Below are 14047 nucleotides of genomic sequence, written 5' to 3' on the forward strand. Positions count from 1 at the left end.
TTGCTCCAGGAACTGTCATGCCTTCCACTTTTGCCCAATTGAAGCAATTCTGGCATGTCGAGATACTCGACTCGAAAAAACGCTTTTCCTGGTGGCGCCTCATTCGCAGGGCGCGCCGAAGCAATTCGTCCAAATGTCTATTCTGGCTCAGGCTTTCCCAGTATCTGTACAGCCTGCCTTATCGTGTCACCCGCTCGATAGGCAAACAGATAAACAAGTCACTGACTCGGACATTCGGCGTTGAGATCATGCTGGGTGCCCAAATCGACGAGGGGCTATCACTCGGACACCCCACTGCGATCATCATCTACTCGGGTGTTCATATTGGCAAAAACTGTTGCATCCGCCAGTGCACCACCATCGGTTCAATCGAAGTGGGTAATCAGGCGATAACTCTGGGAGACAATGTCGATATCGGCGCGCATACATGCATCATTGGCTCCGGACTGGTCATTGGAAGCAATGTAAGGATTGGCGCCATGAGTTTCGTCAACAAGGACATTCCAGACGATGTTACCTACATAACACGCAAGGAAAGCTTCACCCGCCCAAACAGGACCTCCTAAACCTAAGCCAAAAGAGCTTCGCTAAGGGGTGTGCCGCGCTTTATCGGCTGGGAAGATCGTTTACCCAGTACCCTTTCCAGATGTTTGGGGGCAAGGCCATACCCGGGCCGAATGCTTCGAAGATTTTCAAGGGTAAAAGCTTCACCAGCATTCATGTCCCTGACAACATACAAAGAACGTCGGAACTGGGCGTTGCCCTGCTCGCTGGATTTCCTGCCGTAATCGACTTGCCCAAGTGCTGACCAGGCGGTTTTGCTATCCCGACACAGCTCCATCAACTCTGCAGGCTGAAGCGAAAAGCTGTCATCCGGGCCGCCTCCACTACGATCCAGCGTAAAGTGTTTTTCAATGATCGAGGCGCCCAGCACAACACTGGCAATAGCCGTCGTGTTGTCCAGCGTATGGTCAGACAAACCAGTTACCAGTCCATGTCGACGCATCATGTCAGGGATGGTAAGCAGGTTGTAATCTGCGGCAGGTGCGGGATACCCGCTCACGCAGTGCAGTATCGCCAGCTCCTGACAGCCTCCCGAGCGAGCAGCCTCGACGGCCTCCTCTATTTCCTCCGCATCTGCCATACCCGTGGAAATGATCATCGGCTTGCCGGTCTGCGCCACGTAGCGAATCAGAGGCAGGTCAATCGCCTCGAAGGAGGCAATCTTGTAGGCAGGCGTATCAAGATCCTCGAGCAGATCTACCGCGGTAGTATCAAAGGGCGAGCTGAATATGGTGATACCCAGTTCACGGGCACGGGCGAAAAGCGGAGCATGCCACTCCCAGGGCATATGGGCTTCCTGGTAAAGCTTGTAGAGCGTCTTTCCATCCCACAGCCCGCCGTGAATCTGGAACTCTTCGGAGTCGCAGTCAAGTGTGATGGTGTCAGCTGTGTAGGTCTGCAACTTGACCGCATCTGCACCTGCGATCTTCGCCTCCTCGATGATTTTCAACGCTGTATCGAGGCTACCGTTATGGTTAGCAGACAGTTCGGCGATGATGTAGGGCGGCTCGTCTGCAGCGATGCGGCGGCCCGCAATGTGAATACTGGGTGTCGTTTTCATGATGTACTCTTTTGCGCTTGTACAGTACGCCATTCCTCGGCCAGCAGGCCGAAGCAGACAATGGCATGATAATCTTTTCCATCGAAGTGCTGATCGCGCAACACGCCCTCTCGGGTGAAGCCAAGACGCTCGTGAAACCGAATGGAGCGGTCATTGTAGCCCAGCGCCTGCCCGCAAATCTTGTGCAGGCCCAGCACGACAAACGCATAGTGCAGGCCAGCAGCGCCCAATGCCCTACCAGTACCCGGCTGCGCATCCGGTGCAATATAAAAGCCCCAGTCGGCGACGGTGTCGCTACCTGTCAGATTGATTGCCAGAAACGCCCGAGGCATATCATCTACCTCGAAAACCAGCAGGTGGCGCCTGGGATCCAGGGAGGCGCGTTCGAACCACGCCCGATGCTCCTGCGTACCAATCTCATGTTGGGTGTACATGAACCGCCGTACATCCTCATGATTGCGCCAGGTTAGCACCCGTTCGAGATCAGTCTCCTTCATCGAGCGCAAGGCTGCGACCTGTGAGTTCATATCAACGCCTCCAGACGCTGTGCTACCCGCCCGGCACCGCAACCATCGGCGACGGTCGCCGCACGCTGACTCATCTCCCTGCAACGCTCGGGGCTGGCTAACAGGGTTTCGATTAGCCGCGGCAGTCTTGCTCCAATCTGCAGCGTATCTTCGATAATCTCGGCAGCACCAACCTCTTTTAAGCCTGCAGCAACGCCGGTTTGATTCGCTGCCAGCACCACCATGATAGCCGGCAACCCAAGACAGCAACGCTCCCAGGAGGTTGCACCTGCCGCACCAATAGCGAGATCACTGACTGCCATCAATTCGGCCATATCAATTACATCTGTCCTGACCTCGACCGACATAGCCAACTGGCCGGCCTGCTGTCGCACCTCCGCCAACCAGGGCGCAGTCGCACCCATAACCACCGTTATGCGGCCATCCTGGGGAAACCCTGTGCAATTCAGTGCATTAAGCACCTGCCCCGTCGCATTATGCTGATCTACGCCTCCCATGGTGATCAGCACATGACGGATATCGTCAGTACGTCGCCGCAGAAGGCTACTGGAACGCAATCGGGCAAACTCGGGTCGTAACAGCGCGTATTGACTCCCACACAACACCTCGGAGCCCTTCTTTAACCAGGGAAGGTAATCCGCTGGACGACGCCCTATGGTCTGATCGAGGAGCAGGTCGCAATCGTGTGAACGATCCGCCAGATCATCAATCACCATTACTCTGCCGCAAACCGCTTTCAGCTCAGATTCCCAACGCGAGTCCAGCGCATAATGATCGATGATCAACCAATCAACCGAACTGTCTCCTAGGGCCGCCTGGGACTGCGCTGCATCCTCGCTCCAATGGCACCCAAGCCAAGAAGAATGATCGGGTTGAACCGATCCGGCCGTCGCTCCTGATAACACCCTATCAATACCGGGTAACTGAGTAACCGCGTAACCCTTACTCCGTATGTGCGCTATCAGGTTTCCGGCATGTGACCTGGAGATAAACTGGCAGCTATGTCCGAGCTTGCGCATTGCATCAGCCAAGGTCAGACAGCGCATAACGTGACCAATACCAATCCAGGTTGCAGCATCCACCCGAAACCAGATATTCAGCTTCATCAATTAAGCCTTTTAAACCCCCCATGACAAACAGGGCCTTTGAGCAAGCTTTCTACCGAGCGTCCGTCCTCACACTCCTTGACCAAGGCAAAGATCGGGTCCAACTGTTCAAAATAAGCGTCGACCACCGACTTGGTATGTTCAGTACAGACATACACGGCGTTGCTCGCCAAATAGCCCTTGGCGAGCATTTCCTGCGTAATCAGAGTCTTGTAAGCGAGTGCATGAGGACTATTAAAGGTAAAACCGGTCAGGGCCGGCAAACCGAAGTGATTGACGCTCAAGCCGTGCTTGTCTGCCAGCTTCTGCCAGCCCTCACGGATGTTCAGACCTGTCTGGGTGATGGTTTCCCAGGATTTCTCGCGCTCCATCACTTCCAGTGTTTTCAGTGCGGCAGTTGGTCCGATGCGCTCGGTCCAGAACGTGCTGCTGATAAAGGTCGACTGCGCTGCTTCCATGACTTCACGACGGCCTATAGTCGCGGTAATAGCATAACCGTTACCCAGGGCCTTGCCGAACATTGCCATGTCCGGCTCCACGCCGTGAAGCTTGTGCAGGCCACCAAAGGACTGCCTGAAGCCGGACGTGCATTCGTCGAAGATAAGCACTATGCCGCGGTCTGTAGCCAACTGTCTGACTCGCTGCAAGAAGTTGTTTTCCGGCCCCATGTTGCGGACCACTTCCATCTTGATCACACCTATGTCATGGCGATTTACCAGCGCTTCAAGCTCGTCATAGTTGTTGTAGTTGAACGGAAAGACCGTGCCCTTAAGGTTGGCCGGGACGCCTTTAGGATCCAGACCTGGCAGCAGATGACCGGCCAGATTCGCATCATCGCCAAGGTTTGCCGACAGATACCAATCGTGCCAGCCGTGATAGCCACATACTGCGACCTTGTCTTTACCCGAGGCTGCGCGGGCGATGCGGATGGCTATGGCGTTGGCTTCACCGCCGGATCGCGCGTAACGGACCATGTCCGCCCATGGATGTAGTTCGATCAATCGCTCGGCAAGCCACACCTCTTCCGGACAATTGAAGGTCGACATATTGCCGCTGTCGATCGTGCCGCGCACCGCGTCGTCCACTTCCGGATGCCCGTAACCCAGGGTATTGGTGCCAATACCCATGATGCACATGTCGGTAAATTCGTTGCCATCCATATCCCATACGGTGCAGCCCTTGGCCTTGCTGAAATAGGCGGGCCATTGTTCAGGAAGGAACATTTCGGGACGCTTGGACAGCAACATGTTGCCGCCGGGTATAACCTGTTTGGCTCGTTTCCAGAGTTTTTGTCCGGTGCCCATGGTGGCTCCTTCGTTGCGTATTAGGGTTTGGTTAGCCTTGAACAGCTCAGGCTGCGCGTGCTGGAGCTTGAGCACCTCCTGCCATCCGAAGTGCAGATCCGGCGCGAAGTGCTGAAAGATACGCTGGACCACTTCCAGATCAGCAGGCTCGTCTACTGTCCAGCGTAACGCTGAGAGGTCCTGTGCATTGAGCATAACATCCGTCAGAAAGCGTCCCGACTCACGAAGGTAGGGCGTAACGTGTTCATGGTCGAATGGGCTATTCGTCTCCCTGGCACTACGTTCGAGCGCTGTCATGGTGAATACTTCGATATCCAGCCCATCGGGGTAGGTTGGGGGCGCAGCATTGGTGAAATAATCCACGTCGGCAGCACGGAACCGGCGTATCGCCTCATCGACCAGAGCCGGATCGACCAACGGACAGTCGCCGGTGATACGCACAATAACCTCTGCATCGCTTTGCGCTGCAGCCGTGATAAATCTGCTCAATACATCATTTTCGCTTCCCTGCACACAACGATAGCCCAATTGACGCACATGCTGTACGAGCCGGTCATTACGGGGCTCGATCGAGGTCGCAACAACAATCTCGTCAACTTCTCCTGCTCTGGCCAGGCGCTGCAACAACACTTCAATCATCGGGCGACCGCCAATGATTTTCATGACCTTATCCGGCAACCGGGTTGAGCCCATACGCGCCTGTACAATGGCAACGGTTTTCATGACAGATTCCAGAGAGACGGGTTAAGCAACGCTTCGTCGGTACAGCCAATGGCATTGGGTCGGGTCGGGCAATGCCCCCCGGCTGCGTCAATAATTTCTGCCAATTGCGTCGGGCTGTCGACACCCACTATGACCTTTTCTATCTGGGGCACTGACAGGGCGTGGCGCAGACAAGCCTGGAGCGGTGTCAGCCCGACATCATCAAGCCAGGTTTGCCAGACCTGCCAACGGTCGGTCCAGCGGTCAAATGTTTCAGGCCTTGTGCCCTCGGGCATCAACAATAGACCCTGCATAAATACCGACCTCACGTGCAGAGATGTGCCCAACGCATGCAAGCGATCCAGCCAGCCGGACTCGGCTAGCCGGTCATCCATTATATTGAATGGCGCTTGGATCAGATCGAAATGGTAACGGTCACAAAGCGCGTCAAGTTCCGCAGGCGCGTAGATGGAAATGCCTATGCGCTCAACCCGGCCCTGGTCACGCTGCGACTGCATAGCTTGGAAAAGCTCTGCGCCTCTGGCTTCAAGCAACTGGCCAGGACGATGCAACATCAGGCCGTTGACGCTTGCCACACTGAGCCTGGCAAGGGATTGGTCGAGCTGAGACGCGACCCAAGCATCCACATCTGTGCAATCATCAGGCAAAGCCGGCAACTTGGTAACGATATCGAAATCGCTCAGATCCATACTGCCCAGAACCTGTTCGCTGGTACCGTACGCGATAGCAGTGTCGAGCGTCCTGATACCCGCCAGACGCGCCCGCTCTATGATGAGGCTGGCCTGATCCCTGCGCACCTGACCCTGCTGATTGGCCACTCCGTAGGGCAGGCCGAACTGCACAGTGCCGAGCGCCAGTTTGCTAAGAGTTTCAGTTGTACTCATGCTTGAGCACCCCAAGCCAGAAGACCCCCATCCTCTTGCCATTGAGAGTTACCTGCTCGCGCAGAAAGCCTTCCACCGTATAACCACATTTCAGAAAGACCCGCAGCGATGCCAGGTTGTCCTCATAGCAACCCGCCTCTAGCCGGTTGAGACCCAGATTTGCGAATGCATAACGGCTGACTTCCCGCACCAATTCGCTTGAAAACCCTTGACCCCAACAGGTCTTTTCGCCGATGAACAGGCTGATCTGGCCGTGCTCATAGAGGGCATTTATAAAGCCCACCTTTACATTGCCTATATGCTGCCCACTCCCCTTGAGGAACACGCCAAGCAAATGGCTTCCCGGGTCGGCATTGCACTGTCGAATAAACTCCCGGCAACTATCGACTGTCTGAAGCGAGTGCCGCGTTTCAAGGTACTGGTTGACCTCAGGATCATTCAGCCAGCCTGCATAACGCTGGCTGGCATCAGCCTCGGTCAAGGGCCTCAGGAGCAGGCGCTCTGTTTCCAGGACGCTCATAGGCTTGCCCGCAACGCATCGACCACCTCGTCCTGTTGCGCCTCGGTCAAGCCGGGAAACATCGGCAGGCTGACCGCCTCGCTGTAATAGCGCTCGGCCTCTGGGAAGTCGCCAGGATTGAAACCCAGCTGTTGATAGTAAGGCTGCAGATGAACCGGGATATAGTGCAGGTTCACTCCAATGCCTTTTTCGCGTAACGACTCGAATACCTGGCGGTGACTGCGTGAGGTACGCGTCAGGTCCAGGCGAATCGGGTACAGGTGCAAGCCGGAATAGCTATCCGGATGCTGCCAAGGAATGACCACTGGTAGACTTTCCAGTTCACGGTCATAACGTCTGGCCAGCGCATGACGGGCGGCGACGTACTGGTCTAGTCGGTGCATCTGGCTGACACCCAGTGCCGCCTGCAGTTCAGTCATACGGTAATTGAAGCCCAGGTCGATCTGCTGGTAGTACCAGGGGCCGTCGGAGGCGTGGGTCATCTGCTCCGGTTCACGGGTAATCCCATGACTGCGCAGCCTGTTCATTCGATCTGCCAGTACAGCATCATTGGTCAGCGCCATGCCACCCTCTGCAGTGGTAACAATCTTCACCGGGTGAAAGCTGAAGACCGTGATATCGCTGTAACGTCCGCTACCAATGAATTCACCCTGGTATTTGCCGCCAATCGCATGGGATGCATCCTCTACGATCCGAAAGCCATAACGTTGCGACAGGGCGTAAATACGGGCCATGTCACAAGGCTGCCCACACAGATGCACTGCCACCAAAACCTTGGGAAGCCGACCAGCCGCCTCAGCGCGTTCGAGTTTGATTTCCAGCGCGACCGGGCACAGGTTATAGGTACGTGGGTCTATATCCACAAAATCAACGTCGGCACCGCAATACAAACCGCAATTGGCTGACGCGACGAAAGTAACCGGTGAAGTCCACAACAGGTCGCCAGGAGTCAGATCAAGTGCAAGACAGGCGATATGCAGTGCTGAGGTTGCGCTGTTGACGGCAAGCGCATGCTGGGCGCCGACATGCTCCGCAACCGACGCCTCAAAACGAGGAACCATGGGTCCCTGGGTGAGGAAGTCGGAGCGGAGTACCGCGACCACAGCCTCGATATCCTCTTCGGTAATCTCCTGCCGGCCATAAGGAATCATGATCAGATATTCCCGATTTTTTCGCGGTTATCGTCAATCCATTTCTGCAGATCAGCGTCAGTCATCCACTCGGCATTATTGTCGCTGGAATAGACGAAACCTTCGGCCACTTTCTTGCCGTCCTTGATACGTTCTGGCGAGTTGCTCCAATTGTTAATCACCGGCAGTATCTTGAAATGTTCCGGATACTCGTAGGTGTAATAGGCATCTTCAGCGCTGATCATCTGTTCGTGCAACTTCTCGCCCGCTCTGATTCCAACGACTTCCTGTCTGGCCTCCGGCGCGACTACACGGGCCAGGTCTGTGACCTTCATGGACGGAATCTTCTTCACGTAGATTTCCCCTCCCTCCATGTCTTCAAAGGCATGCCATACAAGCTCAACACCCTCTTCCAGGGAGATCATGAATCTGGTCATCCGCTCGTCAGTGATAGGTAACACGCCCTTGTCCCTGATCGACATGAAGAAGGGAATGACAGAACCGCGGGAACCCATCACGTTACCGTAACGCACTACAGAAAAGCGGGTACCGTGTTCGCCTGCATAGGAGTTTCCGGAAACGAACAATTTGTCCGACGTGAGCTTGGTCGCCCCATACAGGTTAATCGGACTGCTGGCCTTGTCGGTTGAGAGCGCAACAACGCCTTGCACGCCCTTGTCGATGCAGGCATCAATCAGGTTCATCGCCCCGAATACGTTTGTCTTGATGCACTCGAAGGGGTTGTATTCGGCAGTCGGTACGATCTTGGTCGCTGCCGCGTGGACCACATAATCCACCCCGTCCAATGCACGGTAAAGCCGGTCCTTGTCACGCACGTCACCGATGAAGAAACGCAACCGCGGGTCATCCTCGAACTTCTTGGCCATGTCCCACTGCTTCATTTCATCCCGGGAAAAAATGATGATCTTTTTCGGGTTGTACTTGGCCAGCGTCATGGGCACGAATGTGTTGCCAAAGGAGCCAGTGCCGCCAGTAATAAGAATAGTCTTGTTGTTGAACATATACAGGGGCCTATACGAGCAAATGAGTTTTGATAGCTTCAGCTACACGCCGGTTGGCATCGCGGTCACGGGCGCCGAACACCCAGGAAAAATAGACCTGGCGTTGTTCGGCATAACGGGCAGATTCATCGATTGCTTTGTCCAGAGAGTCGGAAAAGTCGCATTGATTGTCAACAAACTCCGACGTACCGCAATCATACAACCCAAGCAATCGATCAAGATCAGTCGGGTGCATCTCCTCACGCTTGCCCAATTGAGCCAGCGTAGCGCGTGAGAATTCCGGTGTTTCAATGAAAAATTGCGGCAAATCGTAAAACAGCGACTCTTCCGCTGGGGAGTTGGCATCCGACAACACAAGGTCAGCCACAGCTAACGCAACAGGCAATGGCTGCGAGGTCAGGTCCAGCATCGCATTACGGCGCTGGGAGATGAGCGACTGAACTCGCTTGAAGCTGGCCCGATCACGAGACCTGGAGGTCAACCCCTGACTGGGGTGCGGCCTCAGGATAAGGTTGAAGTGCGCTGGCGCAGTACGTATCAGTTGCTCAGCCACTCGCTCCCAGGAGCCGATACCGCGTCGACTGGGCGTGTACACAACTGTGCGGTTGGCAGGGTCAAGGTTCAGACCGGCTAGTACCGCACTGCGCAAGGAATCCGAGCGTTCGGGGTACTCGCAAAAAGGAAGAAATCCGGTTTCCACTGTATGCAACGCAATTTCCGGAGCAAAGCGTTCGATCATGCCCTGCATGCGAGGTCCGATCACGCACAAGAGATCAAAATGACTGTTTCTCAACAACGCGTCCCTGCTCAGCATCATGTAGGTGCCGTGGAATACAGTGCATTTTTTTGCAGCTGTGTAGGGTGCAAGGAACGACCCGTAGGGCGAACCAGTGACAATAACATCCGCTTTCTTGAGTAAACGATTGCCTTTGGCCAAAGGACCAAAATAGCGTGAATATCGCGCTGTCTCGAATTGAGGATAAAGGTTGTTTACGGCCTTCAAGGTAGAGCGGCGGCTGGACACGAATACACCAGGCAGCTGCGCGCCCACCTGGGCCAGGTGAGGCACTGCCTGAAACATCTTCGAGAAATACACTACATCGCCAGCGCTCATTCCTTCTCGTCAGCCTTTTTCACCACCAGAATATCCTCCATGATCAGATACTCCAGATCCGACCCAAAGAACATGTCCAGCGCATCCTTGGGTGAGCACACCATCGGTTCACCGCGGCGGTTCAGTGAGGTGTTGAGCACGACACCATTGCCAGTAACCCTTTCGAGCTCTTTCATCAGATCGTAGTAGCGCGGGTTATAGTCACGCTTGAGTACCTGGGCGCGTGCGGTACCGTCCTCGTGCACAACCTCGTGCACACGGCTCTTCCATTCGTCGTTCACTTCGAAGGTGAAGGTCATGAAAGGCGACGGGTGATCCATGCCGAGCATCTGCGGAGCAACAGTATCGAGCATGGACGGGCAGAACGGGCGCCAGCGCTCGCGGAACTTGATCTGAGCGTTGATGCGATCGGCCACGCCCTTGACGCTGGGGCAGCCAATGATGGAGCGGCCACCCAGTGCGCGCGGACCAAACTCCATCCGACCCTGGAACCAGGCAACCGGATTGCCCTCGTGCAGCACTTTGGCAATTTCTCCGGTGACGTCCTCGAGCTTTTCCCACTGGGGGTTGCCCGGATGACGGGCGCACGCAGCAATGATGTCTTCGTTGCTGTAGCTGGGGCCCAGATAGACATGCTCCATCTTCTCCACCGGCACGCCGTTTTGCTCCGAGATATAGGCTGCCGCGCCAACGGCGGTACCCGCATCGCCCGAGGCCGGCTGCACGAACAGCTCCTTTACTTCCTGACGGGCAATAATGCGCTGATTGAGTTTTACGTTCAGGGCGCAGCCACCGGCAAAGGCAATCTTGCCCGTTTCGCGCAGGATGTCGCCCAGGTAGTACTCCATCATCTCCAACGCCAGCTTCTCGAACAAAGCCTGCATGCTGGCGGCGTAGTGGATATAGGGGTCGTCGGCGATGTCGCCTTCGCGCTTGGGGCCCAGCCACTCGATCAACTTGGGTGAGAAGTAATAGCCTTTGCCCTTCTCCTTATAGCGACGGAAACCGATCACGTTTGCGTAATCGGTATTGATGATCAGCTCGCCATTCTCGAATTTGGCAAGGCGCGAAAAATCATATTTGCTCGCATCACCGTAGGGCGCCATGCCCATGACCTTGAACTCGCCATCGAGCATTTCAAAGCCCAGGTATTCGGTCAACGCGCCGTAGAGACCGCCCAGGGAATCGGGATCGTAGAATTCCTTGATCTTGTGGATCTTGCCATTCTCGCCATAGCCGAAAAAAGTGGTCGCGTACTCACCCTTGCCATCGATACCCATGATGGCCGTCTTTTCCTTGAAACCCGAGCAATGGTAGGCGCTTGAGGCGTGTGCCAGGTGGTGCTCGACCGGCTCAAGACGCACTTTCTTGGCATCGAAGCCCAGTTGCTCCAGGCACCAGAGGATCTTCTTGCGATAGCGATTGAAACGGCGATTGCCCATCAGAATGGCATCGAGTGCTCTGTCCGGCGCGTACCAGTAACGCTTGGCATAGTGCCAGCGGGCCTTGCCGAAGATACTGATAGGTGCAAAGGGAATGGTGACTATGTCGACATCCGCTGGTGTGATGCCCGCCTGCTCCAGACAGAACTTGGCCGATTCATAGGGCATGCGATTCTTGGCATGCTTGTCCCGCACGAAACGCTCTTCCTCCACTGCTGCAATCAGCTTGCCGTCAATGTACAGGGCCGCAGAGGGATCATGGCTCAGTGCGCCGGAGAGTCCGAGAATAGTCAATGCCACAGGTTTGCCTCGTCAGAACAGCTATCAATGTACCGGAGATTTTACACGGATACGCGCTATCGCGCCCCCTTTGCCTTGTTACGACCGAGCACGAGGACTCAAGCCCGAGCAATGGGCCTCAGCGGGGCAAGCGAGCATCGAGCCAGATAGCCAGCGGGCTGCCCGTTGGCCAGTTCCGCACCAGCCTCGCCCTGTCTTTGGCCCAGGCCGCCTGGAATGCAGATTCTGAGTTGTGCGCCTGCATACTATCCAGATCTATCAACCAGACCTGACCAGCATCCCAAAGAAGGTTCGTTGCCTTGAAGTCCCCATGACTGATCCGCGCTTCAAAGAGCTGGCTGGTCATGGCCAAAAGCGCCGCCCCCTGCTGATCGTTTGGCGGATGAAGGCCGTCTGCGCCGAAGAGCTCAAGGAGATTCTGTCCAGGACAATATTCAGTGACCAACCAGGCACGGCGGCGCAGAGGTCCGAAGCGGCTCTCTATCATCGCAAGGGGCGCTGGCGTGGCAATTCCCAGAAACTGCAACCGATGACCAGCCAGCCACGAGTGCCAGGCTCGACTCGGTCGCCAGAAGCGAGTCAGCCAGTGCAAGATGCCCTTGATGTTGTAGCGCTTGACGACCAGAGATCCTTCAGCGGTCTCGACCAGGGTGACGCTGCTGCTGCCGCCATCTTTCAGGGTGGGCGCACCCGCGAAGGGCGCATTCGGATGATCCAGAATGGGGCCCAAGGCAAGGGCCTGTTCACGCACGACAGCGGCAAAGCGGGTCCAGCAACGGCGTACTGAAAAATGCGTACAGTCACGCACCGCCTTGGACAGCCAGTCGTTCAACCGCTTGAGCCGTACCTCCCGCACCTGCACCATCAGCCGATCAGGGTTGAGCGCTCGCTCGGCGTTAACCTGCAAGTAGTCTATGAGTAACAACTCGACCAGCGAATCCCAGCAAGAGTCGAGCTGGGCGAAGAAGACTGCCAGATTTTTTTCTGCGTCTTTTGCACTCAAGGGCTGACCCTGGGACAAGGCAATGACCGCGTCACCATCAATCACGTGGACCTGGTCACCGTGCAACAGGAAATTACCCATATGCAGATCGGACTGAATCAGGCCGGCGCGATGCAAGAGACCGATACTGCTCAATGCTCGCCCTAATAAGGTTATGGCTTCGGGATTCTCAGGCGAGGGCTGTAACCTATTGGATAACCTGCCCAGCTCACTCCACATCTGCTGCAGAGTCACGGCTTCTTCAAGGTAGTCAGTACAAATAAAAAAACCTTCCGGCGCCAGCGCACCCTTGGCTAGAACACCTGGCGTCTGCAGTTGCGCCGCCTGAAGTGCAGCCAGACCGTCAATCTCACGCTGCCAGTGCTGCCTTGCACGATTGGCAATAAAGAGTTTGACCAGAACAGCTTGCCCGGCAAGCTTACCCACACCAACCAGCCGGCGTTGCGGCAACACACGCAACCAATTGGTCACCGTCAACTCCCCAGAGGGTGTCGCCAGCGTCAAGGGTAACGGAGGCGTTCGACCTGCCTCGCGCAGGATATGAATAACGCTCTGACTCAAGCTACTGATTTCCTTTGAATGCGCTTACCGATTCGTCTTACCCAAACGCGAACTTCATCGTCGACCTTGCGCTTGTCGAGGTAAGCCAACAGAAAGCTCAGCCTCTGGGTGCGCGTAGGCTGCGTCGTACGACGGTTAAGGGTGGCAAGATCGGATATCAGATCATGTTTGCCAAGCCAGCTTCGACGGGTTTTTTCCAGATCGATAAGGCGTGCCTTGGCAACGTCGGCGTCCATCCTGATAAAGATATGCTTGGCGTAAAGGCAATGGTGCACCTTACCAGACCGGTGTAAGCGACTGACGAGCGTTGCGATGGCCCTGATCAGTCTTTTCCTTTCCGTGCGTGGAAGTTTCTTCCATCCTTCAAGCCACTGATCCAGAGGCGCATAATGATCCAGAGCTTTTGTCACCAGCAAGGCACGTTGATGACCTGCATGGCGACGCTGAGCAAAGGCAACAGCCTCCAAAGCTGGAATCTTGTCACGGGCATAGATACGAATTGCTCTATATTCCCGTGCAAAGGTAGGCTCACCGAAGGGGTGCCACAGGCTCCGGGTCAGGTGATTATCCTGACGCTTGAGATAAAAGCCATGTTGTTTACCTGATTCATCTTCAAGATCCATACGATAAACCGTGCTCCAGCCACCACGAGTGGTATTTGGTGCATCTACTGCATCGAGCTTGAGATCCCACAAGGCTTCGAAGTTGTTCAAACCGTGGCGAGCAAGCAATTTTCCATTCTCGCCCGCCGCAAAAAAATCCTCGTTCATGTTCATTCCCAACCTGA

At 55.5% G+C, this 14047-nt stretch carries 13 protein-coding genes; 1 reads left to right on the top strand and 12 read right to left on the bottom strand.

Annotated features, from left to right (window positions below):
- Nucleotides 1–17 precede the first annotated feature (17 nt).
- The gene (locus AAC076_RS05195; RefSeq protein WP_339843352.1) at nucleotides 18–566 is read left to right on the top strand and encodes a serine acetyltransferase; all 549 of its coding nucleotides are present in this window, start codon (nucleotides 18–20) and stop codon (nucleotides 564–566) included.
- Between the two features lie 2 nt (nucleotides 567–568).
- On the opposite strand, the gene pseI is transcribed toward AAC076_RS05195, so the two are convergent.
- The 12 genes from pseI to AAC076_RS05255 all read right to left on the bottom strand — a co-directional run bounded on the left by pseI (nucleotide 569) and on the right by AAC076_RS05255 (nucleotide 14030).
- Nucleotides 569–1624 carry a pseudaminic acid synthase gene (pseI, locus tag AAC076_RS05200; RefSeq protein ID WP_339843353.1) on the bottom strand — a complete coding sequence of 352 codons (1056 nt, stop codon included), beginning with the start codon at nucleotides 1622–1624 and terminating at the stop codon, nucleotides 569–571.
- On the bottom strand, nucleotides 1621–2151 hold the full coding sequence (pseH, locus tag AAC076_RS05205; protein WP_339843354.1) for a UDP-4-amino-4,6-dideoxy-N-acetyl-beta-L-altrosamine N-acetyltransferase: 531 nt from the start codon (nucleotides 2149–2151) through the stop codon (nucleotides 1621–1623). Before pseH ends, pseI begins: the two co-directional genes overlap by 4 nt.
- Nucleotides 2148–3257: a UDP-2,4-diacetamido-2,4,6-trideoxy-beta-L-altropyranose hydrolase gene (gene pseG, locus AAC076_RS05210; RefSeq protein ID WP_339843356.1), complete on the bottom strand. Its 1110-nt coding sequence runs from the start codon at nucleotides 3255–3257 to the stop codon at nucleotides 2148–2150. The genes pseH and pseG overlap by 4 nt, the downstream gene beginning before the upstream one ends.
- Complete coding sequence (locus AAC076_RS05215) at nucleotides 3257–5284, bottom strand: aminotransferase class III-fold pyridoxal phosphate-dependent enzyme (RefSeq protein WP_339843358.1); 2028 nt, start codon at nucleotides 5282–5284, stop codon at nucleotides 3257–3259. Before AAC076_RS05215 ends, pseG begins: the two co-directional genes overlap by 1 nt.
- Entirely contained in the window at nucleotides 5281–6168 is an 888-nt protein-coding gene (locus AAC076_RS05220) for an aldo/keto reductase (protein ID WP_339843359.1), read from the bottom strand. Before AAC076_RS05220 ends, AAC076_RS05215 begins: the two co-directional genes overlap by 4 nt.
- Nucleotides 6155–6688, bottom strand: coding sequence for a GNAT family protein (locus tag AAC076_RS05225; protein ID WP_339843360.1), 534 nt, complete (start codon nucleotides 6686–6688; stop codon nucleotides 6155–6157). Before AAC076_RS05225 ends, AAC076_RS05220 begins: the two co-directional genes overlap by 14 nt.
- On the bottom strand, nucleotides 6685–7839 hold the full coding sequence (gene pseC, locus AAC076_RS05230) for a UDP-4-amino-4,6-dideoxy-N-acetyl-beta-L-altrosamine transaminase (protein WP_339843361.1): 1155 nt from the start codon (nucleotides 7837–7839) through the stop codon (nucleotides 6685–6687). Before pseC ends, AAC076_RS05225 begins: the two co-directional genes overlap by 4 nt.
- 2 nt (nucleotides 7840–7841) lie before the next feature.
- Nucleotides 7842–8840: a UDP-N-acetylglucosamine 4,6-dehydratase (inverting) gene (pseB, locus tag AAC076_RS05235; RefSeq protein WP_339843362.1), complete on the bottom strand. Its 999-nt coding sequence runs from the start codon at nucleotides 8838–8840 to the stop codon at nucleotides 7842–7844.
- A 10-nt stretch (nucleotides 8841–8850) separates the two neighbouring features.
- Entirely contained in the window at nucleotides 8851–9954 is a 1104-nt protein-coding gene (locus AAC076_RS05240; protein WP_339843363.1) for a hypothetical protein, read from the bottom strand.
- Nucleotides 9951–11696, bottom strand: coding sequence for a carbamoyltransferase (locus AAC076_RS05245; RefSeq protein WP_339843364.1), 1746 nt, complete (start codon nucleotides 11694–11696; stop codon nucleotides 9951–9953). Before AAC076_RS05245 ends, AAC076_RS05240 begins: the two co-directional genes overlap by 4 nt.
- A 118-nt stretch (nucleotides 11697–11814) precedes the next feature.
- Nucleotides 11815–13260, bottom strand: a complete 1446-nt coding sequence (locus AAC076_RS05250; RefSeq protein WP_339843365.1) for a lipopolysaccharide kinase InaA family protein — start codon at nucleotides 13258–13260, stop codon at nucleotides 11815–11817.
- Entirely contained in the window at nucleotides 13257–14030 is a 774-nt protein-coding gene (locus tag AAC076_RS05255; protein WP_339843366.1) for a lipopolysaccharide kinase InaA family protein, read from the bottom strand. Before AAC076_RS05255 ends, AAC076_RS05250 begins: the two co-directional genes overlap by 4 nt.
- Between the last annotated feature and the right edge of the window lie 17 nt (nucleotides 14031–14047).

Source organism: uncultured Halopseudomonas sp. (assembly GCF_963977355.1).
Lineage (GTDB): Bacteria > Pseudomonadota > Gammaproteobacteria > Pseudomonadales > Pseudomonadaceae > Halopseudomonas.

Bases quoted from the DNA above. Each gene is read 5' to 3' on its own strand.
- pseB (WP_339843362.1), bottom strand. From the start codon at position 8,840: ATGTTCAACAACAAGACTATTCTTATTACTGGCGGCACTGGCTCCTTT.
- AAC076_RS05220 (WP_339843359.1), bottom strand. From the start codon at position 6,168: ATGAGTACAACTGAAACTCTTAGCAAACTGGCGCTCGGCACTGTGCAG.
- AAC076_RS05240 (WP_339843363.1), bottom strand. From the start codon at position 9,954: ATGAGCGCTGGCGATGTAGTGTATTTCTCGAAGATGTTTCAGGCAGTG.
- pseH (WP_339843354.1), bottom strand. From the start codon at position 2,151: ATGAACTCACAGGTCGCAGCCTTGCGCTCGATGAAGGAGACTGATCTC.
- pseG (WP_339843356.1), bottom strand. From the start codon at position 3,257: ATGAAGCTGAATATCTGGTTTCGGGTGGATGCTGCAACCTGGATTGGT.
- pseI (WP_339843353.1), bottom strand. From the start codon at position 1,624: ATGAAAACGACACCCAGTATTCACATTGCGGGCCGCCGCATCGCTGCA.
- AAC076_RS05225 (WP_339843360.1), bottom strand. From the start codon at position 6,688: ATGAGCGTCCTGGAAACAGAGCGCCTGCTCCTGAGGCCCTTGACCGAG.
- AAC076_RS05215 (WP_339843358.1), bottom strand. From the start codon at position 5,284: ATGAAAACCGTTGCCATTGTACAGGCGCGTATGGGCTCAACCCGGTTG.
- pseC (WP_339843361.1), bottom strand. From the start codon at position 7,839: ATGATTCCTTATGGCCGGCAGGAGATTACCGAAGAGGATATCGAGGCT.
- AAC076_RS05195 (WP_339843352.1), top strand. From the start codon at position 18: ATGCCTTCCACTTTTGCCCAATTGAAGCAATTCTGGCATGTCGAGATA.
- AAC076_RS05255 (WP_339843366.1), bottom strand. From the start codon at position 14,030: ATGAACGAGGATTTTTTTGCGGCGGGCGAGAATGGAAAATTGCTTGCT.